Genomic DNA, 24,970 nt, shown 5'->3' with positions numbered 1-24,970 from the left:
ATGACTGGCATACCACACATTAAAGGAACCATCGCTCCTATCAGGGAATCTATCGTACAACATCCACTGTATACCGAAATACAACGCATTGAAGATATCCGTTCTTTTATGCAGTATCACGTATTCGCCGTATGGGATTTTATGTCATTGCTGAAATCTTTACAACGACATCTTACCTGTACAGATATTCCATGGGTACCTAAAGGCAATGCCGCCACCCGTTATCTCATTAATGAGATCGTAACCGGCGAAGAGAGTGATGTAGCTCCTGATGGCACCCGTGTCAGTCATTTCGAACTGTACCTGCAGGCAATGGAGCAGGCGGGTGCGGATACTTCCGGCATTTCCGAATGCCTGCGGCAATTACAGAGCGGTAAATCAATTGCCTCGGTGTCAGACACCCTGCCTCCCGCAGTGCGTTCTTTTGTGAGATATACATTCGACCTGATCGCGACAGCCCCTGTACATGTGCAGGCCGCTGTATTTACCTTTGGTCGTGAAGATCTTATCCCTGATATGTTCCTGGCCCTGGTAACAGACCTGGACAAACAATTTCCGGGACAGATCAGTCTCTTCAAATATTATCTCGAAAGACATATTGAAGTAGACGGAGATCATCATAGTCATTTAGGCATGGAAATGGTACAGGAACTTTGTGGAAATGATCCGGTAAAATGGGAGCAGGCAGCACAGGCATCGAAGATGGCTTTGGAACAACGAAACGCGCTGTGGAATGGAATTCTGGAAGAAATTAAAAGTTTTGTTGCATAAAAATTTGGAAGTTACTTTTTAATTTGCTTATCTTTGCAATCCCTTCACGAGAGGGACACAAAAAAAAGATGGTGCGGTAGCTCAGTTGGTAGAGCAAAGGACTGAAAATCCTTGTGTCGGCGGTTCGATCCCGCCTCACACCACACAAAGCCTCTGATAATTATCGGAGGCTTTTTTATGTAAAACGGCTTCCGTTTAGTATTCGGTCATCCGTCCTCCGGTTGCACCGCGCCTACAAGTACGCAGCACGCCTTAGGCGTGGCTGATCGATGCGACCCTCGCCCAGAAATTCTTCTGATAAAATGTTTGATTCTCTCCGTGTATATGATATTATACAGGAGGACCTTTCTCTCTGAATAAAATTGGAATAGTCAGAACCTTTGATGCTATCCTTCACTCAGCAGGGAACAGGGACCGAAGAAGAAGACATTCTCCGGCACCCCGTGTTCCCCATGAGTAGTGGTTAAATGGTTAACTGGTTGTGCTAATAGTAAACCGGCATGAAAATACTGGCCACTTTTCACTGGCATTCATAGGTATAGGTATTGGGACAATTACATCTATCTATAAAAGTAAATTGGCTTGAAATAATGCTACAGTCATGTTTGCATTTACTTGTTCTCTTAGAAATAAACTCTCTTAAAAAGCAGGTACGGTCATCTCGCGCTTTACTTGTTCACTTTTCTCTTCATGACAATGTTTCACTCACATTGTGATGGAAAATTAGAAAGATTTAGTGAAACCCCGACACCTGGCGAAAGCTGTCTTAAAGACACTTTTTAAAATCAAAAATTCCGGAAGGCAGACACAGCGTAGCCTGAAGCGTTTTTCTCTGATCAATTATGCGGTTTAACAGGAGCACTTTTTTGATATATATCAAATTTTATTTTTACGTTGCCCTCTTCCGGGCAGACGTTTTGGCCCTCACTCTGCTTAATGTTTCATTAGTTATACCTAGAAAAGAGGCGACATAGGTAAGCTGTACCCGATTGGCAAGCTGGGGATAAAATTCCTGGAAAAGCGCATATTTCTTCTCAGCATCATGCAGCCGCGTAATATATGCCCGGTTCTCAGCTAAGATGTAGTGGAACTCTGTTATTCTCCGGCCAGTAATATTAAATGAAGGATACTTCTCGTAGATTTTATTCAGATCAGAAAAATTAATAGCCAGCAACTCACTTTCTTCTACTGCCTGTATATTTTCCACCGTCTCCACCTGCAGCAAAAAACTACGGATGCCTGCTACGATCTCATTTTCCATGGCAAACCATGTGGTGATTTCTTTATTTCCTTCTTTAATAAACCCTCTTAACAACCCTTTCCTGATAAAATAAAGATTATGACATACTTCTCCACTCCTCAACAGGTATTTTCCTTTTGGAATAGTGCAGCAATAAATACTTTTCACTAAATGTTGTTCAATGCCCTTACCAACAGGCTGAAATGAATTTAACATTTGCCACAATGGTTGCAGGTCTTCTTTTGCGGGTTGCTTTCTGGCGTTCATGGAGTTTTCATATAGTGTTCACATACTTTAAAGTTAATACATTTGAGCGATTTCTATTATGTGTTTGCCGTGCTTATTTAAACCCATATCTTTGATATTGTCCAACTTTAAAAGTCTTCTCATGAACAATCCTGTTGTGCTTTCCAAAGGCTGTTACGTAGGATCGAAGGTGAAGGAACATAACATCGGATATATCACCACCAGCGAAACCATCTTCCCTGAGAATCTTACATCTGACTGGCATTGCCACGAAAATCCTCATTTCTCGCATATCCTTTCCGGTGGCAGCCAGGAAATAAGGGAAAAGAAGGCTGAACAGCAAAGAGCTGGAACAGGATTGTACTATTATCCGGGAGTTATACATCAGAATGTACATTACCGTCCGGGAACACGCATATTCAACCTTGAAATAGAAGAAAGTTTCTTTAAAAGATACAACCTGGCCATTCCCCCCGAATCATTGATGTATGAAGGCAATGCGGTCATTAATGCAGGCGGATTAATACGGTTGTTAAAGGAACATTACTATAATGACTGCTGCAGCAGCATTTCCCTGGAGCAGTTGTGCATAAATCTGATCGATTCCAATCCTGCCATAGAAAGGCACTATCCCGAATGGACCCGGCAGATCATAACCGTATTGAACGACCTCTGGGATGAACCGCTTTCTCTCGCAGATCTTGCTGCACACGTAAATATTCACCCTGTTACCCTATCAAAATACTTCAGCCGGTATTTTTCGTGTACACTGGGAGAATACCTGAGAAGGATAAAAATTGAACGGGCACTCGTCCTGGTCCGCTCGAAAAAGTATTCACTGACAGAAATTGCTTACATGTGTGGTTTTACAGATCAGGCGCACTTTACCAGGACTTTTCAACAGGTTACGGCCATGCTCCCGAAAGAATACAAAAAGCTCTGATCGCTCCGCGCTAATGCTATACAATTTTGCCGCCGGGCGGCCTTTTACCTTTGTGTCACAGGGGTAGAAAATGTGCCCGGTTCTTTATGAAACATGTTCTTGTGAAAATCAGCAGCGTCTTTATTGTATGCTGTTGTGTAGTCAGTACAACAACTTATAGCCAGCAGCGCAATGTTCAGTTACACCAGCTTTTCGAAAATTATTACCGGGAAAGCTTGCAACTCGATCCTATTAGTGCAACGTTTGCGGGCGATCACCGTTATAACCATCTGTTAGCGAATGACATATCAGCTCCTTATTTAAATCAGAAAGAGCTGTTTGACAAAAAGTATCTGCGTCTGCTGTCTGCGTATGACAGGCGCTCGCTGAACAGTGCAGACCAGATTTCTTTCGACGTGCTGAAGGAGATCCTTGAAATGGATATCGAAAGAATGAAGTATCATTCGGAATATCTCCCGATCAACCAGTTCTCCTCTCTCCCACTCTTAATGGGACAATTTGGTTCCGGAAAGTCAGCACAACCCTTTGCTACAGCAAAAGATTATAAGAACTGGTTCAAACGCATTACTGCATTTTCCGCGTGGACAGATACTGCTATCAGCAATATGCAAAAAGGTGTTTCCAGGGGATTCGTTTTACCTAAAGCGCTGGTAATGAAAATCATTCCACAGATGGAAAGCCTCGCGGAAAAAGACACTGCAAAGAATACGCTGTTTCAGCCGTTACATAATCTGCCACCCAACATATCTGCCGCAGAACAGGAACAACTAAAACAATCCTTTCTGCAGGCATTGATCACACAACTACTTCCGGCATACCAGCGTCTTGCAGATTATCTGAAGAAGGATTACCTCCCACATGCCGCTGATGCAGCAGGACTCTCGGCTATTCCTGGTGGTATGGAGCTATACAGATACTATGTACGCTATTTTACTACCACCAACCGGTCTCCGGAGGATATCTACAAGACGGGCATAAAGGAAGTAACCCGGATCACGGCAACCATGGAGGAACTGAAAAAGCAAAGCGGCTTCACTGGTACCTTACAGGAATACTTTGTCTTTCTCAGAACAGACCGGCAGTTCATGCCTTTCAAAACGCCGGAGGAGGTTATACAGGCTTACCAGCATATCTACGATAAGATAAAACCACATCTGCATACGATGCTCAGTGTAGCTCCCAAAGGCAAATTTGAGATCAGACGGGTGGAAGCTTTCCGGGAAGCCTCACAAAATGGGCCTTCTTATACAATAGGAGCGATGGATGGCAGCCATCCGGGGATATTCTATGTCCCGGTTCCTGATGCCACAAAGATCAACGTTACGTTCCTGGGTATGGAAGCGACGTTCATACATGAAGCCATCCCCGGGCATCATTACCAGATTTCATTACAACAGGAAAACACAACACTGCCAACCTTCAGACGGCAGATCAACTTCAGCGCTTTCACCGAAGGATGGGCATTGTATTGCGAGTCGCTGGGGCAAGCACCTTGGATGTTATACCGATATACCACAACAGATGGGCGCCCTTAATAATGAGATTCACCGCGCCATCCGTCTGGTGTTAGATGTAGGCATCCATACCGGCAGGATGACCAGGGAAGATGCGATCAAATATATGTTAGCGCATGAATCCATCAGCGAAGAAGAAGCTGTTACATCGGTAGAGCGTTATATGGCAATGCCGGGGCAAGCACTCACCTATAAGATCGGGGAACTGGAAATCTTGCGCTTACGGGAAAAATACAGGAAGCGTTTAGGTAAAAGGTTCAATATCATCAAATTCAATGATGCTTTATTAGCACAGGGAGATATGCCGCTGAAGGTGCTTGAACATTACATGGACAACTGGGCCGCCAATCACTGATCAATAAAAAAAGGCTTTGGAACTATTGTTTCAAAGCCTTTATCTTTCTACCTGCTATGCCATAACCTCCAAAACGTCTTTTTCCAGAAGAGGCTGTAAAAAAGACTCACAATCCCAATAAGGCACCCCAATTATATTGCAGATGTCAATCATGTCATTAGTTCCATCAGCATATGCTATAAAATTCATCATATTCCTGACGGTTGCTCCTGTTGCCTTGGTCGAAATTGTAGGATAGAGCCCGCGCTTACCCAATTGTGGCTCTCCTAATACTTTAACCTTAGGTGTAAAATTCAATTCAAACAGTTCAATGCACTTTTTATAGACCTCCAGTGTACCACTTAAGCCCTTTTCGGTTACCAGATCGAAATTATCCAATGATGTATGATATTCCGGATAATCACCAAATTTTGTCCTTAGTATGCTGCAGATTGGCAGATCTACCCCTGGTGCACAGTACTGGCGTTCGTCACTTCCTCTGTCCAAAAAGGTGTATTTTCGGAACGTTGCCGTGTTGCTCAACACGTGCAACGCAATTTTATCAGACAATGTATTGCCATACCTGGAGGGCAAATAGGAAAACGTTCTCTCATCGCCTACACAGGAAAGATTATATCCACCAACTACCCTTTCCTTTAAAAGACCCAGATTATGATGGAGATAAGTGATAGATCCGATTGTTTCCGGAATAAATACAAAACGGTAAGTATACCTGCGCTTTTCTTTCTTCAATAACCACTCCGCAAGGAAGGTAGCGACTACCGGGCCACTGAGCTCATTGTTCACCATGGACGGATGACAGACATAGGTAGATATAAAAATCTCCTTTTCTGTTTCCCCGGGTATGATCAGATCGGCATATGTCAGATGGCCATCCTTTAACTCACTCTTAATCACTACATGAAATGAGGATGTCCTGTCTATTTGCTGGTATTCGTTGTAGGCTACACAGAAACCCCAGAACTCCCTGTAATAGGACGTGATATAAGGTATTGCTGTAGGCTGCTCTTCTATAGTAAAGAGATGTTTGTTTAGTTCTTCCCATGAGACAACCGTGTCCATCGGAATGGAATAACCTACAAGATGCAAATTGTGATTTTTGAAGTCAATAATCCGCTTTCCGGACTTAAGATCTATAACATATGCTTCTGAAACATTCCATTCTTTCGGAACCGTCCAGTCAAATACTTTTGTTCCCGAGGGTACCTCATGTATTTCAAGGGGAATTCTCTTTTGAAGTATTTTTAGTGATGTTCTTACGCCTTCGCCGGTAATGCTTCTGTTAATAGGGAATAGTTCTTTGCAAAGCTCTATCATCATTGCTCCTCTCAGTTTAAAGATCAATTACTCAAAATCGGATTTAGTAAACGCCCGTCCTAATTTATCGAGCGAGGGGGCCACCCATTGTAAGGTTTCTTTGTCTAACAGGTACAAGGGATCGCCGGAAATCTTTGTAAAAAGAAAATCTGTCATTTCGCGCACACTGCAAAAGCAGATCCTGGTATTATTTTCCTCTTGCTTGTAAAGGATATTCTCGTTGACAAGGTCTGCTATAATTTTATCCCAGTCATAATCCAGATGTTTTCCCCATGGACGCACATGATATTTATAGCGGACTGATATCTCCTCGTCTCCATCCACTACAATTCCTTCAAATATTTTGTCGTATCTGTATGGAACAGTACCTAGCTTTCTTTCTATATAGTGAAGGACCGTTGAGTGTTTAAACTCGGATCCGTAGTGGAAGAGTAAAGTATCCTGATCATACAGGTAGTTGAAAAAAGAGGTGTCGCCAAATGGATCGATCTCAGGGCCAGACGCCTTTACTGGTTCATTATATGTATAAGGCCCCTTACCGCTAAAGGAAAAGACCGGGTCTTTCGTGTACCAGTCTGCAACGTTTTTCCGGAAATACTCAGACAGTACTCCTACCTCGGATCTTCTGTTCCTGACATCGGTTTTTTTCTCCGGAAGGAACTTATAATTAAATGTTGGCTGATATATGCTGATATTGCCAAATAACAGAGATAACTTGTCGTTGTGATCCGCTATGAACTTTTCCTTTCCTCCTCTCGTAAACTCCACAGCGAATCCCTGCATCAGATCGGAGTGAATCAGAACGCTTCCCGGGGCCTTCTGTCCAATCAAAGTCCTGACATTTTTCTCTATATTTGTTTCCATAACACGAAAATATATCATTTTTCATATGATTGACAAACAGACTTTTTTGAATCAATTTAAGGAACAATATATTGGAGATACAAGTTCATTGACCCTGGATAGCGAGTTTCGTAAGATTGATTCCTGGGATTCACTTACCGGGATGTCCATACTCGTCATGATAAAGGATGAATATGATATCGACATGAGTGCGGATGCATTGAAGGCATGTATCACCATTGGTGATGTATATGATTTTGTGGAAAAAAATGTTGCTAATGCCTGAGGCGTTTCTTATACAGACTGCTTATTATCTTCCCGAAGAGCTGCTCAGTAATGAAAAGATAAATGCAGCTCACCCTGAATGGTCTATCGATAAAATAGCGACGAAAACGGGAATTGAGAATCGATATTATGCCAACACAAATCAAACCAGCGGAGACCTGGCAGCCGAAGCGGCCAACCGTCTTTTCGAAAAGGGTGTTGTTAGTAAAGATGATATTGATTTCCTGATTTTATGCACCCAAAGTCCTGATTATTTTCTCCCGACGACAGCTTGCATTCTTCAGGATAGACTGGGATTAAGGAAAGAAATCGGGGCTTTTGACTTTAACCTGGGTTGTTCCGGATTTGTTTACGGGCTTGGGATGGCGAAAGGACTTATAGCCAGCGGACAGGCAAAGAATGTCCTTTTGCTGACAGCAGAGACTTATTCTAAATTCATCCATCCCGACGATAAGAAGAATAAAACAATCTTCGGAGATGCGGCCGCAGCGACACTTATTTCGGCTACCCCCCGGCCGGATATGCCCGCCGGAAAGATCCTGGACTTTACTTATAAGACCGACGGTTCGGGCGCAGAACATCTTATTGTTAAAAACGGCGCTTTCAGGAACAGACAAACTGGTACAGCTGAGGACGTATATGCAGAAGATGAATTCTTTTCCAATGACGATTATCTGTTCATGGACGGGAAGCAGATATTTGATTTCACCGCCTTCAACGTTCCCCGGCTGATTAAAGATTGCCTCAGTAAAAATGCGTTGGAACTTGGCAATATTGATGTCTTTATTTTCCATCAGGCCAATCAATATATGCTGGATACAATCAGACGAATGAGCAAAATTCCTCCTGAGAAGTTCTATCTTTTTATGAAAGATTGCGGGAATACTGTTTCATCTACAATTCCTATCGCCCTTGGTAATGCGTTGGACCAACAGGTTATAACAGCCGGAAAGAAGGTACTACTCAGTGGCTTTGGTGTGGGACTCTCTATGGGAGCAACAATACTGGAATACTAAATATAACACTATAATAGCGAAGGCCTCTGCACCGGTAATATCCTGACACAGAGGCCTTCGCTGTTTTATCAAAGATTTCTACTCAGGCTCCTACCGCAACAGGCCTGCCCGGATCAGTGATCCACTCACTCCAGGATCCTGCATACAACTTCGGCAAGCAATATCCCGCATATGCTGACAACAACACATTGAATGCTGCCGTTACTCCTGATCCACAGTAAAAAATCACATCTTCTTTCGCAAAATCAGCCGCAAAATAGGCTCTTACTGCCTCTGGTCGTGCTACGAGTCCCTCAGCCGTAATATTCGCGTTAAACGGCCTGGAAATCGCCTCAGGGATATGTCCTGCTACCGGATCGATGGTTTCATTCTGGCCGGCATATCTGTCTGCCGTTCTGGAATCTATCACACAGCTGCCATGTTTTTCAGTTGCCTTTAGCACTTCTTCGGCAGAGGCAAGCAGGGAATCATTAAAATGTGCAGTGAATGATCCTCCTTTGGGTGTAACCACACCGCTTTCCAATGGAAATCCTTTTTCAGTCCATACTTTTTTCCCACCGTCCAATACTGCCACCTGCTCATGTCCTGCCCATTTCAGCAACCACCATAACCTGGCGGCAGCCATAAAACCAGCGCCTGCGTCGTAAGCAATCACCTGCGTAGTTGGCGTGATACCCCAGGCAGAGAACTTCGCTTCAAGTGCTTGTTTCTCCGGAAGAGGATGACGCCCCGTTACTCCGGCAATGATCTCTCCCGAAAGGTCCTTATCCAGGTCTGCATATAATGCACCCGGAATATGTGATTGTTCATATTCTTTTCTGCCCCATTCCTTATCGTTCAGCACAAAGCTGCAATCAATGAAAAGAACATCCGGAGCGTTGATTAGCACCTGTGCTTCCGCAGGCTTTACAAAATTTGTATAGCTCATAGTGTGTCTTTTAAATCGTCTTCACTTCGCCATTTTCATAGGCGATAATAACCGTTGGTTTCATGTTGATGAAGAGCCCTGTTTCAACCACACCGGTGATCGCCTTCAGCTGGTGATGCAGCTGTTCCGGGTTTTCAATTACACCGAAGGCACAATCGAGGATATAATTCCCATTGTCGGTGATATATGGTTTATCGTCTTTCGTTCTCAGTGTAGGCGCTCCCTTGAGGGACTGCACTGCTCTGAACACCAGTTCCCATCCGAAAGGGATGATCTCAATCGGCAGGGGAAATTTACCGAGGGTCTTTACATACTTACGCTCATCGGCTACGATCACTTTTTTTCTGCTGGCCATTGCTACTATCTTTTCACGCAGCAGCGCACCACCGCCCCCTTTGATAATCTGCAGGTCGTGACTCACCTCGTCTGCGCCATCTATATCAATGTCCAGCTGTTGTATTTCACTAAAAGAGGTAATGGGAATTCCCAGCTCTCGTGCCTGTTTTTCAGATGCCAGAGAAGTAGCTACGGCACGGATATTTAATCCACCTTTTACCATTTCACCCAGCTTCTCTATAGCCCAATAGGCCGTGGAGCCTGTTCCTAATCCAACCAGCATACCGGGCTGTACCAACGCTGCAGCCTTCTCTCCCGCTGCTTTCTTTGCTTGTGTGATCGTGTCCATTGTTATCCTGTTAATTGTTTAGCAATATAATACTATTGCCCCGATTGTATTATTTTTGAAATCTACCATCCTTTCCAAATAATGAGCAATTATCAAAAAAGTGATACCGCCCGCCGCATAAAAGCCATTTTCACAGGCTCTATCGGTAATCTGGTTGAATGGTACGACTGGTATGCCTATGCGGCCTTTGCCCTGTACTTCGCACCTGTTTTCTTTCCAAAGGGAAATACTACTGCCCAGCTGCTGGATACTGCCGCAATCTTTGCCGTAGGCTTCCTCATGCGGCCTATCGGTGGATGGCTGTTTGGCAGCATCGCTGACCGTAAAGGCAGAAAAGCGTCCATGACCTTGTCTGTTTTATTAATGTCCCTCGGCAGCATGATGATTGCCCTGGCCCCTTCCTATAAGAGTGCCGGTATCCTCTCGCCTATTATTCTGCTGGCGGCCAGGCTGTTGCAAGGGCTGAGCGTGGGAGGCGAATATGGGACCTCCGCCACTTATCTCAGTGAGATATCAACACCGGGAAAAAGAGGTTTTTATTCCAGTTTCCAATATGTAACGCTCATCGGCGGACAACTAACTGCGCTGGGTATACAGTTATTACTGCAGAAGGTTTTCCTTACCCCGGAACAGTTACATGAATGGGGCTGGCGCATCCCTTTTGTAATAGGTGCGGGACTCTCCCTTTTCGCCCTGGTGATCCGTCAACATATGCAGGAGACGGTTTCCACTGAAAAAGAGAATAAAAAGCGGGGCTCTGTGCTTATCCTGCTGAAAGAACATCCCAAGGCTGTACTGACTGTTGTGGGCCTAACCATGGGGGGAACACTTGCCTTCTACACGTATACCACCTACATGCAGAAGTTCCTGGTAAACACGGTACATCTTACCAAAGAAAGATCTACAGTACTTACATTCTTCCTCATGCTTATTTATGCCTGTCTGCAGCCGCTGTTTGGTATGCTCAGCGATAAAACGGGCCGAAAGCCGCTTCTGCTGGGCTTCGGAGTATTGGGCACCTTACTCACAGTTCCCATCCTGTCTGCCATCAGTCATGCAGGTACTGAGTGGGTGGCCTTCTTCCTTATCCTGGCAGCACTGATCATCGTAAGTGGATATACTTCCATTAACGCGGTTGTGAAGGCTGAAATGTTCCCTGCCGAGGTCCGGGCACTGGGCGTAGGTCTCCCATATGCGCTTACAGTAGCACTGTTTGGCGGTACGGCAGAGTATATTGCCTTGTACTTTAAGAAGGCAGATCATGAATCGCTGTATTACTGGTATGTCACCGGTTGTATCTTTATATCCCTGATTGTTTATACGCTTGTGAGAGATACCAAACAGACCTCTTACATGGATAAAGAACAATGAAAATCCCTGCTATGTTACCTTACGCAAACATGCCTTATGGCTTTCCTCCTGCACTCTGCTATCCGATTACAGAATGCTGTATGATCTTATTGTTCATCCTTTCATTGTTCCATGCATGGAAAAGAGGAACAGGACATGTTGCGTATCTGCTCGGTGGTTTCGGTTTTGGATTACTGCTGGAATATGTGAATGTTATGTCCAATGCAGGCTATAAATACGGCCAGTTCTGGCTTATGCTCGGACATGCACCAGACAATATTCCTGTTTGCATCGGTATGGGATGGGGTATTATCATTTACACTTCCAGGCTTGTGTCTGATAGCCGGGGCCTGCCGCTTATTGCCGCTGCTGCATTTGATGCCTTGCTGGCCCTGAGCATAGACCTGAGCATGGACGTAGTAGCCTACCGCCTGCATATGTGGCATTGGGATTGGGAAACGCGTGGACCAGGGCTCTCCCCTCTTACGGCACAATGGTTCGGTATTCCCTATGGGAATTTCTTCGGTTGGTTGTGTGTGGTGTTCTTTTATTCCACATTTGCCCGTGCACTTGAAAAAATACATCTCCGTGGTCGTGTTATCAGCCGTATCTGGCAGGCTATTACGCCACTGTTGTCCATACTTGTTTGTCAGGCAGCGCTATGGATCACGCTCTTTCCCATGTCGACCTGGCTGCATGAAAACTTTGGCATTGCCAGCAGGGAAAAACTGATTTTCCTGCTCATCTTATTTCCGATAATCACCGTCTGGGGATTCAGAAAAGAACGAACCCTGCAGACAGGTAAGCTCCCTGCCATTACATGGCTGGTGCCTGGCTGGTTTCATCTTTACTTTTTCGCCTGGTTATTCATAGGCGGCTTTGCCGGAGAAAATCCATGGATGACTTTCTTTTGCGTGTTAAATCTGCTGCTGGGCATATTTATTCACTGGTGGACTCACCTTCGGAAACCGGCAATAGGTTCCTAATATTTTAATCCCGAACTTAGCAACCCGGATGTTATTTTAAAATCTTGAAGAAACTATGCAACAACAGGAAAGCAAGAGCCAGAAAATCAGTAAAATTGCGGCAAAGACGGCCCTGAGGATCTTTATTATCATTCTCGCAATGGGACTTCTCCCGCTTATTGCCGGACAGGGTGAATCTTGGGAGGCGAAAATGGTCAATGCCCATTTGGTGTTCCCCAGTAAATGGACATTAGTTGCTCCAGCCGTCCTATTCATTGGCTTTATCACGCTTGCTAGCATTTGCGTAAAAAATAAATACAAGCAAACAGATGTAAACTGGCTACTGGTCTTAAATTCCGTTATCCTGATCGCTTATCTGGTGATGTTATATACCAGGATTTATCATGCCCTGCTGGCGTGACATTGTTTGTATACAGTACTTTTTAAATTTTATATCCATTGCGCCTATCAGAAGAACAGGTGCTTGCGTTGGCACCAGATGAACCTTCCAGGAAAGCCGGAAAGGCATTGGCCGGTACTGCCAAATGGGTAAGTAAAGGCGCCAGTGAACAGGCCTTATGGGGAGAATGCCAGGGAAGTGGCAGCAAGCCTTATCAAACACAGGTAGATCTCTCTGATAATATTGCATTCAAGTGCAGTTGCCCCAGCCGTAAATTCCCCTGTAAACATGGTATAGGATTGATGCTGTTGTATGCACGACAGCCGGAACTATTTACAGATAATATTCCGCCTGCCTGGGTGAATGACTGGTTACAAAAGCGGGCTCAAAAAGAATCAAAACAACCTGATAAGGAGGAAAAAACTGTTGATGAAACAGCACAGGCCAAAAGGCAACAGGCCCGGCAACAGAAAGTGGAAGATGGTATCTATGAGCTGTTATTATGGATGAAAGACATCGTGCGTAATGGTCTGTTGCAGCTGCCAGAAAAAGGTACTTCTTACTGGGAAACCATGGCCCGCAGAATGGTAGACGCACAGGCGCCAGGCTTGGCGGGCATGGTACGTGGACTATCAGAGATCAATTTTTACAGTGAAGGCTGGCAACATGAATTCATGGACCAGTTCCTCCGCATTTACCTGGTAGCGCAGGGCTTCCTCCAGGGAGACACGCTTTCGGCTTCCTTACAACAGGAACTCCGGTCGCTGGTTGGTTTCACACAAAGCCAGGAGATGCTCCGCCAACAGACCGGCACAAAAGATACCTGGCTGATCCTCAATAAACAAACGACAGAAGAAGATAATCTCACCACCGAAAAATATTGGCTGTACGGTCTTCACTCCTTTCAGCCGGCACTGGTGCTACAGTTCTATGCCCGGGGTATGTCAAGACCGCAATTGTTACTGACTCCCGGCATGTCTATTGAAGCTGAACTGGTCTATTTTCAGTCCAATGTGCCTTTGAGAGCGCTCATCAAAGAGCCCGTTACCAACAATTCCCTGCAGGATACATATGGTTTGCCGGGATGGCAGGAACTGACAGCTGCCGAAACCAGACTTTCGGAAAAGATGCCTGTCCGCAGTGAACGGCCGTATATTGTACAACAGCTCACCCCTGTTCAGCACAACATGAAATGGTGGTTGAAAGATCAGCGGGAGCAGATCATGCCGTTGAAAACCGGCTTTCGCAATATCTGGAAACTATTGTCACTAAGCGGAGGACATCCTTTGGACATGGCATTACTCGGAAAAGAACAGGAATATGAACCACTGGGTGTGTGGCATAACGGGACCTATAAATTATTATAGCAGGACATGTGGAATAATATTATCAATACAGCACTCCTGGGTACAGGAAAAAAGCAGCTAACACCTGCCGATCTTCCAGCAGATCTCGTTGCTGTTGCTGAAAAAATAATGAGGGATAAGCGTCTTGATGTGGAAACACAGTTCCTGCATATCGCTGCTGTTATGCTGAATTACAGGCAGAGCGGCGTTAACCCTGTTAACAACAGTGGAATACCCTTACAGCCCGCTCCTGCAGAAGAGCGTTCCTATTGTAGTACCCAGGCAGTATATGCACTGCAGGATGCACTCGATATGGACCTCTTACCGTTGGTCACCTACTGGCTGGAAGCCTGTCATGATAAAGGACAGATCGTTGTTCCGGAATATGTTCCTGTACTGCTCGACACTGCTGTGTCGCAGAAACGTATACGCCATCTGGCCATGACAGTATGTGGAAAACGTGGCCAATGGCTGAGTAGCATGAATCCTGACTGGCAATTTCCCTTTGCCGTAAGCAATGAGGATCGCTGGCAGACCGGTAGTCCCGAAGACCGTAGACAGGTGTTGCAGGAGATCAGGCAATCCTATCCCGGTATGGCGCGCGAATGGCTACAACAAACGTGGGCGCAGGAGAATATTTCCACCAGAACAGAATTCCTGAAGATCATGCGCATCAATATCTCTGAAGATGATCTTCCCTGGCTGGAATCCCTGCAGGAGAAAAACCAGAAGGTAAAAGATGAGGTCTGGGCACTCCTGAAACAGATCCCTTCCTCCTTCATTGTACAGGCTTACTGGCAGATATTGCAACATGCTATTTCGTGCGGACCTGGCCAGTCATTACACATTTCTTTGCAGCTGCCCCTGGATAAAAGGATTATTGAATCAGGTATTGCTACACTGAGCAATGAGAAGAACATTAGTGAAGAAGCCTACATTCTTTTTCAACTAATGGGCAGCGTGCCTCCATCATGGTGGGAGTCTCTTTTCAATGCAGATAAGGAAGAGGTTTTCGGGCTTTTTGAAAAAGATGATCTTGGCAAACGTTTCATACCTGCACTTATACTTGCTGCCGGCCGGTTTAAGGATGCTGTATGGTTAAGGTTATTGCTTGAAAAAAGTACAGCCTTTTACCCGGATGTTATTCCTTTGCTGCCGGCGGCAGAACAGGAAGCATATGCATTACGCCTGTTCAGCAATTATCCGCAGGATGTCATTAATTACCTGAGCAACCGCACAGATGAATGGGGCCTTGCAATTACCAGCGAAGTACTAAAATGGATGGCCCGCAATCCTTATCAGTATACCCGCAATTTCTTTGATAAGCATGTATTACAGCTTCCTCCGGTTATAACGGATGAACTGGAAAAGCTTGCTCCGGAAGAACCTGCGTATCAGGCCACCTGGAGAAATACCAGCGAGCATATACGAAAGCTGTTGTCCTGTAAGGTACAGATTAATAACGCCTTCAAATAATTATAAATCCAAACGATCACTTTCAAGCATATAAAGATGTCAAACGTATTACGTCAACATGCCGAAGAATTATTCCTTGAGGAACTGGACGAGCTGAGAAAGCAGGATACTGAAAAGCGTCCTTACACCTGGCAGTTATCCCCGCAGGCGGTAGTTACTTATCTGATGGGCGGAAGACTGAAGAATGGATTTGAAGTACAACCTAAATATATCGGCAACCGCAGACTGATTGAGATCGCTGTAGCGACACTTACTACTGACAGAGCATTACTGCTGTACGGCCTGCCGGGTACTGCCAAAAGCTGGGTAAGTGAACACCTGGCGGCTGCTATCAGCGGAGATTCGACGCTGATAGTACAAGGCACTGCCGGTACCGGTGAAGAAGCCATCCGTTATGGCTGGAACTATGCACGCCTGCTGGCCGAAGGGCCTTCAGAAAAAGCCCTGGTAGAAACGCCGGTAATGCGGGCCATGCAAGCCGGCAAAATAGCACGGATAGAAGAGCTGACCCGTATCAGTGCCGACGTGCAGGATACGCTGATCACAATACTATCTGAAAAGACCTTACCGGTTCCAGAGCTCAATACCGCTGTCATGGCGCAAAAAGGATTCAATATTATCGCTACCGCCAATAACAGGGACAAGGGAGTAAATGACCTCTCCAGCGCATTAAAGCGCCGTTTCAATACTGTGATCTTACCTGTGCCTGACTCTATGGAGGAAGAAATAGATATTGTAAAACGCCGTGTGGAAAGCTATGAGAAAGTAATGGAACTGCCTGCAGAAAAACCTGCTGTAGAAGAGATCCGTCGTATTGTGACCATCTTCCGCGAGTTGAGGAATGGTGTTACTACAGACGGCAAAACCAAGATAAAGGTACCTAGCGGCACCCTGAGTACGGCAGAAGCAATATCTGTTGTGAACAATGGACTGGCTATGGCAGCTTATTTTGGTGATGGACAACTGAAAGCAACAGATCTGGCAGCCGGCATTATTGGAGCGGTATTAAAAGATCCGGTGCAAGACAAGCTGGTATGGCAGGAATACCTGGAAACAGTGGTGAAAAACCGCGAGGACTGGAAAGATATTTACCGCGCCTGTCGTGACCTATAAACCGCTTTTATGTCAATACACATATTAGGCATACGACATCATGGCCCGGGCTCTGCCCGACATGTGAAGGAATACCTGGAAAAGACAAGGCCTGACATTGTGTTGGTGGAAGGTCCTCCGGAAGCCGATGCTATACTGGAATGGGTAGGCAATGAACATTTGGTTCCACCGGTGGCTATTCTTTGCTATCAGCCGGAAGCTCCCCAGAAGGCCGTATTCTATCCGTTTGCGGAATTCTCTCCCGAATGGCAGGCCATCTTATATGCCCGTAAAAACAAGATCCCGGTGCGTTTCATGGATTTACCCATGGCGCATCAGTTTGAACTGAAAGCTGCCCGTGAACCGAAGATAGATGCGGAAGAAGCACCATCTTTAAATAGTACGCTGGCCCCTCACATACCCGATGCCCGCACTGTAAAATATAATCCTATCGCTTATCTGGCCGGCGCAGCCGGATTCGAAGATGAAGAGAAATGGTGGGAACATATGTTTGAATACAGACAAGACCCACAGGAAGTATTTACTGCCATAACAGAAGGTATACAGGCATTACGGCAGGATCTGCGTCTTCCCTACGACAGAGAAGAACAGTTGCGTGAAGCGCACATGCGCAAAACCATCCGCCAGGCAGAGCGAGAAATGTTCACAGAGATCGCTGTCGTTTGTGGTGCGTGGCATGCACCAGCCCTTATCGACATGCCTAAGGCGAAAGATGATAACGACCTGCTGAAAGGGCTTCCTAAAGTAAAAGTAGCTACCACATGGATTCCGTGGACGTACAACCGTCTGAGTTACAGCAGCGGATATGGCGCCGGCATCAATTCCCCGGGATGGTATGAACACAACTGGCGCTACCCGGCTGATGACGGTTCCCGCTGGATGGCACGTGTAGCAAAACTATTCAGGGAACAACAAAAAGATATATCAGTCGCTCACGTACTGGAAGCAGTTCGTCTTTCATCTGCATTGACAGCACTCAGGTACCTGCCCAAACCAGGACTGGAAGAGCTGAACGAGGCTACACTTAGTGTGCTTTGCAACGGCGAAGACTTCATGATGCAGTTGATCAACAATGAACTTATTGTCAGTGATAAGATCGGAGAAGTTCCTTCAGACATACCGCGGCCTCCTTTGCAGACAGATATCGAAAAGCAGCAAAAAAGATTACGCCTGCCACAGACAGCTGACTTTAAAGACTATGTACTCGATCTCCGTAAAGAAACTGATCTTGAACGAAGCATCCTGCTGCACCGGCTTGAAATGCTCGGCATTCAATGGGGACAACGTTATGGTACTAATGGTAAAGGCACTTTTAAGGAACAATGGCGACTCCAATGGGATCCCGGCTTTTCAATAGATATCATAGAGAAAGGTAGTTGGGGGAATACCGTGGAAGAAGCTACATCCCAATATGTACAGCATGAGGCGCGTACCACCACCTCTTTAAAAGAAGTATGTACTTTACTGGAAACGGCCATACCTGCTGAATTGCATGCTGCTGTTGAGATATTGGTACAGCGCGTAAATAATCTTGCTGCTGCTACCGGAGATGTAATGCAACTGATGACAGTCATACCAGGCCTGGTGCAGATCAGCCGGTATGGCAACGTAAGAAAGACGGATGCATCACTGGTTGAAAATATCATTGCCGGGATGATCACACGTATCTGTATCAGTCTGCCCGCCGCCTGTATTTCTATTGCGGATGATGCTGCAACTGAGTTACTGGAACTCATTTATGGTATGAATGATGCCATTCTGATACTACAGGAACCTGAGCTCACCTTGCAATGGCAACAAACGCTCTTTCAGATTGCCGGCAATGATAGTACAGCACCGATCATCGGAGGTTATGCTACCAGACTATTGACGGACCATAGGCAGATTGCCGGCAACGAACTGGTAAGGACATTCAGTTATGCTATGTCTGCTGCAGTGCCACCTGCTATATCTGCATCATGGTTGGAAGGCTTTCTGAAAGGCAGTGGTACATTATTACTTGTGGATAATGATCTATGGACTGTCGTATATAACTGGATGCATCAACTGGAAGAAGATGCATTCAAACAATTACTCCCTTTACTGCGAAGAACCTTTTCAGGTTTCAGTAAACCCGAAAGAAGAAAGCTTGGTGAAAAGGCAAAAAGTGGCACCACCGGCAATTCTGGCATCCATCAGCAGGAGATGGACAACATAGATAACGAAAGGGCGCTGAAAGGCGTTCCTGTTGTATTACAAATGTTAGGTATTAAATAATAGTGTATGGATGATCTGAATAAATGGCGTCTCGTGTTAGGTGGAAACGATGCTGACGGCACTGGTTTCTCGCTTAGCGGACAGGAACTGCAAATGGACAAAACCCTGGAGGCGCTTTATGATAGCGAGAAGAAAGGAGGTCTTGGTCCCTCCTCTCCTAACGTAAGCCGCTGGCTGGGTGATATCCGTACATTCTTTCCCGCCTCTGTTGTCCAGGTAATGCAACGCGATGCCCTGCAACGCTTAAACATCACACAGATGCTGCTGGAAAAAGAAATGTTAGAGAATGTAGAGCCGGACGTACACCTGGTTGCAACATTATTAACATTACGCCATGCCATTCCCGACAAGACAAGAGATACCGCCAAACAGGTAGTAAAACGGGTAGTGGACGATTTACTCAAAAAGTTGACACAACCAACACTGCAGGCCATTACAGGCAGCCTTCACAGAAGTATTCGTAACAGGAGGCCCCGTTATAATGAGATCAACTGGCATGCAACTATACTCAAGAACTTACAGCATTATCAGCCGGAATACAAAACGATCATTCCTGAAACACGCATTGGTTACGGACGTAAAACAACCTCTCTGAAAGACGTTGTGCTATGCCTTGACCAAAGCGGATCAATGGGTACGTCTGTCGTTTACTCAGGTATATTCGGATCTGTAATGGCCTCCATACCTGCTATTAAAACCCGCATGATCGTTTTCGACACAGCTGTTGCTGATCTGACAGAAGAGCTGAAAGATCCGGTAGATCTGTTGTTTGGTGTGCAGTTAGGCGGTGGCACCGATATTAACGCTGCGCTATCATACTGTCAGCAGATCATTACAAAACCTGCTGATACAGTACTTGTGCTGATCACAGACCTCTTTGAAGGGGGCAGTGATGATAACATGCGTAAACGTGCAGCCGAGCTGATAGCAGCCGGCGTACAGGTGATCGTGTTACTCGCACTGAATGATGAAGGAGCACCTGCTTATGATCATAGCAATGCACAATTCTTTTCCAATCTGGGCATTCCCGTTTTTGCCTGTACACCAGACCGATTTCCTGATCTGATGGCGGCTGCCCTTAGCAAACAGGATATTAACAGTTGGGCGGCCAAAGAAGATCTGATATTGAAAAAGTGATTATTTTACTTTCAACCATTCATCGTCCTGGTAAATGATCCCATCTGCCAGTGCCTTTTCAATGGCATCCTGCAGATCCACTTTAAGGTCTTCTGTAAGTCGGGCAAATCCCAATGTCTTTGCAATGATCGATATCGCTGCAAACATTGTAATAGCAATCGCATCCCCTACCACCTTTTCAATCACCACCTGCAATTCCTCCGGTGCGATATAAGTCATCCTGCGCGATACAGCAGGAAGATTTATTCTGCTACGTACCAATGGTGTATCCATTGTTGCATCCCACAGAAATTCATCTTTCACGACTATCGAATCATTACCAACAGCATCTGCAATAGCCTGTTTCAACACTTCACGTATTCTATTACCTACACGAGATACATCAGCGGCATCCAATATCCGGCGGGTTACCTCTTCCACATGAACAGGGCTCTCTACGCGCACCACCATTTCCAGCCAGGATCTTAATTTATCAGCCGGATGTTGATGCAGATCTTTCGTCGCTATCTCTTCCGGCAATACGGCCATCTCATACAATGGTACATCACTTCCCTCCTCTTCATCTTCTCTTATCATGGTATAATCTTCCTCAGATATAGCATTCATATCCTGATCATTGTCCTGTCCTCCGCGTGCATACTCAATAGCCGCTATCAATCTTCTCAATTCTCTTGCCGGATGCCGGAACCAGTCAGTACTCCATACATTGTAAATGTTCCAGCCCATATTCTCCAACACCTGCTGTCTTAGCCTGTCCCTGTCTTTCGCGGAGCGCGCGTTATGATACGCAGCGCCATCACACATAATACCAAGGATATATTTACCCGGATGTTCCGGATCAACTACTGCCAGGTCTATATAAAAGCCTTTACTGCCAATCTGTTTCTTTACATTATAACCAGCTGCTGTTAAATGCTCGGCAACAAGCGTTTCGAAAGGAATATTTACAGGCTTGCCATCAGTATAGCCGCTTTGCATTGATCCATGCTGTGCGAAATACAGGAAATTCTTTAACGCACGTACGCCTTCGCTTTCTGTTTTAGTTAGATCAATATCATCAGCAGTCAGGTTCGTAAATACTTCACAGCGTTGCTTCGCACGGGTGATCAATACGTTTAATCTTTTCTCACCACCTTCGTTATTTAAAGGTCCGAAAGACAGATTCACAGTACCTTCCGGTGTGCGGCCATAACCAATGCTGATAAATATTACATCACGTTCATCACCCTGAACATTCTCCAGGTTCTTAACAAAAAACGGTTCATGCGGATGTGCCTTGAAGAACATTTCCACTTCAGGCATTTTCTTTCTTGCTGCTTCCAACGATAACTGTATTGCCTGCATTTGGGCAGAGCTGAAAGCAACAACACCAAGACTCATCTCCGGATGATGCTTTGCATGTTCGACCACCGCTTCGGTAATCGCATCTGCTTCACGTTGATTTGTTCTCGTCTTACCACGGTCGTATGTTGCATCTGTCAGATGATGATAAACCAATCCCATTTTATGCGCTGCACCCGGGCTGGGGAAGATCACTAACTTATCTTCATAGAATTCATGATTAGACATGCTGATCAGCGATTCATGGCGGCTGCGATAATGCCAGCGCAACATTCGCTGTGGTGCGCCCTGTGCATCACACATCCCCAGAATGCTCGGCATATCTGCAGTTACATTTTCCTCATCATCCACTTCTTTCATCAATGAATCGAAGAATGTACTTGGCGGTAACTGTTTGCTATCTCCAACTACAACCAGTTGCTTTCCCCGCAATAAAGCACCCAGTGCATCTACTGGTCGCACCTGACTCGCCTCATCAAATATTACAAGATCAAACTGCAGAGAACCTGGTGGTAAGAAGTTTGCAATAGAAAGAGGGCTCATCATAAACACAGGCTTGATAGCTTGTATTGCCAGTCCTGCAGCCTGCATCAGTTTACGTATAGGCATGTGCCTTGCCTTCTTGTTAAACTCCGTCCGCAGCACATTCACCTGTCCGCCTGCTTCCAGTGGCGGTACACCATCCCAATGTTTCAAAGCAGCCCTTGCCCTGTTATATTGCAGGTTCAGCGTATCTAGCTTCACAAACTGTTTTATCGCAGCTTCATGACTTGATCTTTCAAACTTGCGTAAGGATGCATGTGCAATCAGTGCTTTCTCCCACAGATATTCATACCATGTTTTCTGCAATGCACCTTTTAATGCAGTCACACTTTCCGGCCAGTATGCAACTGCATCTGTCAATATCTGTAGCCCTTCTGCTGATGCAGTTTCCACGAGATTATTCCAGGAGATGGTGTGATGTATTTCCGGTAATCCATTGATCCATGATTGCATCAACAGGATCTGATCTTCATAAGGCCTTTGCAATAATGGTGTGATATCACGGAAGCGTTTTTTCTCATTCAATGCAAATGCAGTAACAACTGCATCTATCGCTGCCCCCTGTTGCGACAGATGTGTCAGCAGTGTATCATAGTAGCGCTTTGCTATTTCTACCGGTTCATTTTTCTCCAGATAATCTAATATCACAGAAGAACATGTGCCATAACCGATCTGTTTATGTACCTCTGATAAATAGTTAGCAATACTTTCGAGTACTTCCCAGTTTGTAAGTCCCTTCTGCCAACGCTGTGCAAACAATTCTTTCGCAAGTGTTTCATATTCCTGCAACAATTTACTCAAACGTCTCGCTTCAAGGATCGCATCAATACATGATAATTTTCCCTGCAGATCATCAGGTGCACCTGCTTTACATAAAGCTGCCAGCTGACGACTGGTCTTATTATAATCACCTTTTAAAAATTTATACCACTTATCTCCATACGCCAGTAAGTTCTGGCGCATTTCAAGCACCTGCTGCTCCCATGCTTCAGGTATCAGAACAGGATCATATACCTGATGGATCTGACGTAGTCGTTTACCTGTATCTATTAACTCTTTGATATCTTCTTTCTGTTGCAACCACGCCGGATGTTTTAATTGTACGCCTGATATATCAGGGCGCACAGACGCAAGCTGCACAAAGAAAGACAGGTCCATACTATACTTCCTGTTGAGCGGCATTGGCAATCCTACCTGACCTGCAATAACAGCACTTTCATGTTGTAAGGTTACTGTCGTACTTTCTGCTTTCTGTAATATGGGTATTAATTTATCCTGACCGGCTGGTGTCAATACCGTTAACTCGCTTCCCCAGAATAACAATGCCGAAGGCATACCAGTTTCAGCTAGTCTGTTCTCTATCCTTGTTGCCATTGCTTCTGCACGTTGCATGCGCAAGGCATTCCATGCACCAATATCAGGTAGAGCTATACGTGGTAAGTCGGTTGTTGCAAATTGTTCTTTCAACTTTAACAGATATCCCATTAGCTGATGAGGAGTAATACCACTTTCTCCAACAGGCGTATTTACAGCAGTGCTGTAATCATTCAACTCTTTTCTATAGTCATCAAGCAATGTTACTTCCTGCTGCAGTTGAAGAATGGCCGGCTTACCCAGTTCCAATGTCCTTCTTAACTCCTGATGCAGCTCTTTCTTATTTGCTTTATGACTATGTAACTCAAGACATGCCTCGCCTAACTGAATGCTGTCCAGTCTGCGTTTCACCACTTCCAGCGCAGCCATCTTCTCAGCCACAAACAATACTTTCTTTCCTTCACCAACTGCATTGGCAATAAGATTGGTAATAGTTTGCGACTTACCTGTACCGGGAGGTCCCTGTATCACCAGGTTACGTCCTTCCTGTACAGCCAACATTGCCAGCAATTGGGAACCATCTGCATCAACTACCTGATGCAATTCATGTGCTGATGTTTCGGTATCAATAAATGCATCTTCGCGGATCTCTGATGTATGTTCTTTAAATCCGTCACCAAAAAGGCTTTGCAGAATAGGATGATCGGCAGGCTTTTCATCTGCAGGCCATCCATCACTGTCAAGGTCATGGTATAACATTAATTTACCGAACGAGAAAAATCCCAGTTCAACAGCATCAGTAACTACTTCCCAATCCTGCATACCATTGATGGCTGCTGCAATTTGATCTATGTAATCAGTAACGGCTATTTCATCTGACTCCGGCATATCGGGCAACATGATACCAAATTCTGCTTTTATCTTAGTCTGCAAACTGAGGTTCATCTCCACTTCACTACCGGTATAGCGCAAACGAAATTTTTCTCTTGCACTTGAACGTTCAAGAGAAACAGGTATTAATATTAATGGCGCCTGACGTAGTTCTTTACCGTTATCTTTTTCATACCATTTCAACATACCCAATGTGAGGAACAGAATATTCACACCTTGTTCCTCAAGGCTGGTACGCGCCGCATAATAAGTATTTAACAACCTGTTTTGTAATGCAGCAGCTGTTTCATTTGTCTGCAAACGTGTATCATACACTATTTCCTCCGGCTCCTGTAGCGGCAATGGAGGTTCGGCAACCTCGGCTTCTTTTTCTTTCTTTTCTTTTGAATCAGTTTTAGGAAGAAAGGTCATTGCCTTTCCCTGCTTCACCAATACTTCATATATATTGGCAACGCTTTCCTGTTCAATATGCACTCCACGACTAAGGGGTAAACGGTAATTCAACAAAGGGTTACGTAGTCCCAGATCCAGTAGTTCCCGGCGTGAGGCCTCCAATTTGATAAGGATTGATTCCTTCATGTATAGTTCGTTGTAAGAACAAAAAAAATGATAATTTATGTTAAGAACGATTGATGGGGATAATTTATTCTAATAATATTACCATTAACTTTATTGGCATAATTCTTTAGAAAACA

20 protein-coding genes and 1 tRNA gene are annotated in these 24,970 nt (G+C 45.1%); 15 read left to right on the top strand and 6 right to left on the bottom strand.

The features are described 5' to 3' along the window. Both L3C95_RS03440 and L3C95_RS03435 read left to right on the top strand, forming a co-directional pair. Window positions 1–771: a DUF3050 domain-containing protein gene (locus L3C95_RS03440; protein ID WP_236385226.1), complete on the top strand. Its 771-nt coding sequence runs from the start codon at window positions 1–3 to the stop codon at window positions 769–771. 70 nt (window positions 772–841) lie between these two features. Next, window positions 842–914, top strand: a tRNA-Phe gene (locus L3C95_RS03435). A gap of 746 nt (window positions 915–1,660) precedes the next feature. Here the strand turns inward: L3C95_RS03435 and L3C95_RS03430 are convergent. After that, on the bottom strand, window positions 1,661–2,278 hold the full coding sequence (locus L3C95_RS03430; RefSeq protein ID WP_236385223.1) for a Crp/Fnr family transcriptional regulator: 618 nt from the start codon (window positions 2,276–2,278) through the stop codon (window positions 1,661–1,663). A 121-nt stretch (window positions 2,279–2,399) separates the two neighbouring features. On the opposite strand from L3C95_RS03430, the gene L3C95_RS03425 reads away from it, so the two are divergent. From L3C95_RS03425 to L3C95_RS03415, 3 genes are all read left to right on the top strand, one after another. After that, the gene (locus L3C95_RS03425; RefSeq protein ID WP_236385222.1) at window positions 2,400–3,200 is read left to right on the top strand and encodes a helix-turn-helix domain-containing protein; all 801 of its coding nucleotides are present in this window, start codon (window positions 2,400–2,402) and stop codon (window positions 3,198–3,200) included. A gap of 86 nt (window positions 3,201–3,286) precedes the next feature. Further along, window positions 3,287–4,735 (top strand): DUF885 domain-containing protein, encoded by a 1,449-nt coding sequence (locus L3C95_RS03420; protein ID WP_236385220.1) that lies wholly within the window; start codon window positions 3,287–3,289, stop codon window positions 4,733–4,735. Further along, window positions 4,722–5,069 (top strand): DUF885 family protein, encoded by a 348-nt coding sequence (locus tag L3C95_RS03415; protein WP_236385218.1) that lies wholly within the window; start codon window positions 4,722–4,724, stop codon window positions 5,067–5,069. The genes L3C95_RS03420 and L3C95_RS03415 overlap by 14 nt, the downstream gene beginning before the upstream one ends. Before the next feature lie 54 nt (window positions 5,070–5,123). On the opposite strand, the gene L3C95_RS03410 is transcribed toward L3C95_RS03415, so the two are convergent. Continuing rightward, window positions 5,124–6,413: a DUF4910 domain-containing protein gene (locus tag L3C95_RS03410; protein ID WP_236385216.1), complete on the bottom strand. Its 1,290-nt coding sequence runs from the start codon at window positions 6,411–6,413 to the stop codon at window positions 5,124–5,126. Next, on the bottom strand, window positions 6,414–7,250 hold the full coding sequence (locus L3C95_RS03405; RefSeq protein ID WP_236385215.1) for an AAC(3) family N-acetyltransferase: 837 nt from the start codon (window positions 7,248–7,250) through the stop codon (window positions 6,414–6,416). It lies immediately after the preceding gene. Between the two features lie 46 nt (window positions 7,251–7,296). Here L3C95_RS03405 and L3C95_RS03400 point away from each other — a divergent pair, with 46 nt between their 5' ends. Together L3C95_RS03400 and L3C95_RS03395 are read left to right on the top strand one after the other, a co-directional pair. Next, on the top strand, window positions 7,297–7,515 hold the full coding sequence (locus L3C95_RS03400; protein ID WP_236385211.1) for an acyl carrier protein: 219 nt from the start codon (window positions 7,297–7,299) through the stop codon (window positions 7,513–7,515). Beyond that, window positions 7,508–8,530 carry a ketoacyl-ACP synthase III gene (locus L3C95_RS03395; protein ID WP_236385209.1) on the top strand — a complete coding sequence of 341 codons (1,023 nt, stop codon included), beginning with the start codon at window positions 7,508–7,510 and terminating at the stop codon, window positions 8,528–8,530. Before L3C95_RS03400 ends, L3C95_RS03395 begins: the two co-directional genes overlap by 8 nt. An 82-nt stretch (window positions 8,531–8,612) precedes the next feature. On the opposite strand, the gene L3C95_RS03390 is transcribed toward L3C95_RS03395, so the two are convergent. Beyond that, on the bottom strand, window positions 8,613–9,458 hold the full coding sequence (locus L3C95_RS03390; protein WP_236385207.1) for a sulfurtransferase: 846 nt from the start codon (window positions 9,456–9,458) through the stop codon (window positions 8,613–8,615). 10 nt (window positions 9,459–9,468) lie between these two features. Then, on the bottom strand, window positions 9,469–10,143 hold the full coding sequence (rpiA, locus tag L3C95_RS03385; protein WP_236385205.1) for a ribose-5-phosphate isomerase RpiA: 675 nt from the start codon (window positions 10,141–10,143) through the stop codon (window positions 9,469–9,471). An 81-nt stretch (window positions 10,144–10,224) separates the two neighbouring features. On the opposite strand from rpiA, the gene L3C95_RS03380 reads away from it, so the two are divergent. From L3C95_RS03380 to L3C95_RS03345, 8 genes are read left to right on the top strand one after another with little or no spacing between them, the layout of a single operon-like run. Continuing rightward, window positions 10,225–11,514 (top strand): MFS transporter, encoded by a 1,290-nt coding sequence (locus L3C95_RS03380; RefSeq protein WP_236385202.1) that lies wholly within the window; start codon window positions 10,225–10,227, stop codon window positions 11,512–11,514. A gap of 11 nt (window positions 11,515–11,525) precedes the next feature. Then, window positions 11,526–12,479: a carotenoid biosynthesis protein gene (locus L3C95_RS03375; protein ID WP_236385201.1), complete on the top strand. Its 954-nt coding sequence runs from the start codon at window positions 11,526–11,528 to the stop codon at window positions 12,477–12,479. A gap of 55 nt (window positions 12,480–12,534) precedes the next feature. Then, a complete protein-coding gene (locus L3C95_RS03370) occupies window positions 12,535–12,879 on the top strand; it encodes a hypothetical protein (RefSeq protein WP_236385199.1) in 345 nt (114 codons plus the stop codon). Window positions 12,880–12,917: 38 nt separating this feature from the next. Further along, window positions 12,918–14,225, top strand: a complete 1,308-nt coding sequence (locus L3C95_RS03365) for an SWIM zinc finger domain-containing protein (RefSeq protein WP_236385197.1) — start codon at window positions 12,918–12,920, stop codon at window positions 14,223–14,225. Between the two features lie 6 nt (window positions 14,226–14,231). Further along, on the top strand, window positions 14,232–15,680 hold the full coding sequence (locus L3C95_RS03360; protein ID WP_236385195.1) for a DUF5691 domain-containing protein: 1,449 nt from the start codon (window positions 14,232–14,234) through the stop codon (window positions 15,678–15,680). Between the two features lie 36 nt (window positions 15,681–15,716). Further along, on the top strand, window positions 15,717–16,793 hold the full coding sequence (locus tag L3C95_RS03355) for an ATP-binding protein (RefSeq protein WP_236385193.1): 1,077 nt from the start codon (window positions 15,717–15,719) through the stop codon (window positions 16,791–16,793). 9 nt (window positions 16,794–16,802) lie between these two features. Then, the gene (locus L3C95_RS03350; protein WP_236385192.1) at window positions 16,803–19,049 is read left to right on the top strand and encodes a DUF5682 family protein; all 2,247 of its coding nucleotides are present in this window, start codon (window positions 16,803–16,805) and stop codon (window positions 19,047–19,049) included. 6 nt (window positions 19,050–19,055) lie between these two features. After that, window positions 19,056–20,186 carry a VWA domain-containing protein gene (locus L3C95_RS03345; protein ID WP_236385191.1) on the top strand — a complete coding sequence of 377 codons (1,131 nt, stop codon included), beginning with the start codon at window positions 19,056–19,058 and terminating at the stop codon, window positions 20,184–20,186. Here the strand turns inward: L3C95_RS03345 and L3C95_RS03340 are convergent, their stop codons facing one another. Further along, window positions 20,187–24,854: a DUF3320 domain-containing protein gene (locus tag L3C95_RS03340; protein WP_236385189.1), complete on the bottom strand. Its 4,668-nt coding sequence runs from the start codon at window positions 24,852–24,854 to the stop codon at window positions 20,187–20,189. Between the last annotated feature and the right edge of the window lie 116 nt (window positions 24,855–24,970).

Source organism: Chitinophaga filiformis (assembly GCF_021646545.1).
GTDB classification, from domain to species: Bacteria; Bacteroidota; Bacteroidia; order Chitinophagales; family Chitinophagaceae; genus Chitinophaga; species Chitinophaga filiformis_A.
This window is presented reverse-complemented; position numbering and strand designations above follow the sequence as displayed.

Coding starts and splice junctions, on each gene's coding strand:
- L3C95_RS03440 (WP_236385226.1), top strand. CDS start 1: ATGACTGGCATACCACACATTAAAGGAACCATCGCTCCTATCAGGGAA.
- L3C95_RS03430 (WP_236385223.1), bottom strand. CDS start 2,278: ATGAACGCCAGAAAGCAACCCGCAAAAGAAGACCTGCAACCATTGTGG.
- L3C95_RS03425 (WP_236385222.1), top strand. CDS start 2,400: ATGAACAATCCTGTTGTGCTTTCCAAAGGCTGTTACGTAGGATCGAAG.
- L3C95_RS03420 (WP_236385220.1), top strand. CDS start 3,287: ATGAAACATGTTCTTGTGAAAATCAGCAGCGTCTTTATTGTATGCTGT.
- L3C95_RS03415 (WP_236385218.1), top strand. CDS start 4,722: ATGGGCGCCCTTAATAATGAGATTCACCGCGCCATCCGTCTGGTGTTA.
- L3C95_RS03405 (WP_236385215.1), bottom strand. CDS start 7,250: ATGGAAACAAATATAGAGAAAAATGTCAGGACTTTGATTGGACAGAAG.
- L3C95_RS03395 (WP_236385209.1), top strand. CDS start 7,508: ATGCCTGAGGCGTTTCTTATACAGACTGCTTATTATCTTCCCGAAGAG.
- L3C95_RS03390 (WP_236385207.1), bottom strand. CDS start 9,458: ATGAGCTATACAAATTTTGTAAAGCCTGCGGAAGCACAGGTGCTAATC.
- rpiA (WP_236385205.1), bottom strand. CDS start 10,143: ATGGACACGATCACACAAGCAAAGAAAGCAGCGGGAGAGAAGGCTGCA.
- L3C95_RS03380 (WP_236385202.1), top strand. CDS start 10,225: ATGAGCAATTATCAAAAAAGTGATACCGCCCGCCGCATAAAAGCCATT.
- L3C95_RS03375 (WP_236385201.1), top strand. CDS start 11,526: ATGTTACCTTACGCAAACATGCCTTATGGCTTTCCTCCTGCACTCTGC.
- L3C95_RS03370 (WP_236385199.1), top strand. CDS start 12,535: ATGCAACAACAGGAAAGCAAGAGCCAGAAAATCAGTAAAATTGCGGCA.
- L3C95_RS03360 (WP_236385195.1), top strand. CDS start 14,232: ATGTGGAATAATATTATCAATACAGCACTCCTGGGTACAGGAAAAAAG.
- L3C95_RS03355 (WP_236385193.1), top strand. CDS start 15,717: ATGTCAAACGTATTACGTCAACATGCCGAAGAATTATTCCTTGAGGAA.
- L3C95_RS03350 (WP_236385192.1), top strand. CDS start 16,803: ATGTCAATACACATATTAGGCATACGACATCATGGCCCGGGCTCTGCC.
- L3C95_RS03345 (WP_236385191.1), top strand. CDS start 19,056: ATGGATGATCTGAATAAATGGCGTCTCGTGTTAGGTGGAAACGATGCT.
- L3C95_RS03340 (WP_236385189.1), bottom strand. CDS start 24,854: ATGAAGGAATCAATCCTTATCAAATTGGAGGCCTCACGCCGGGAACTA.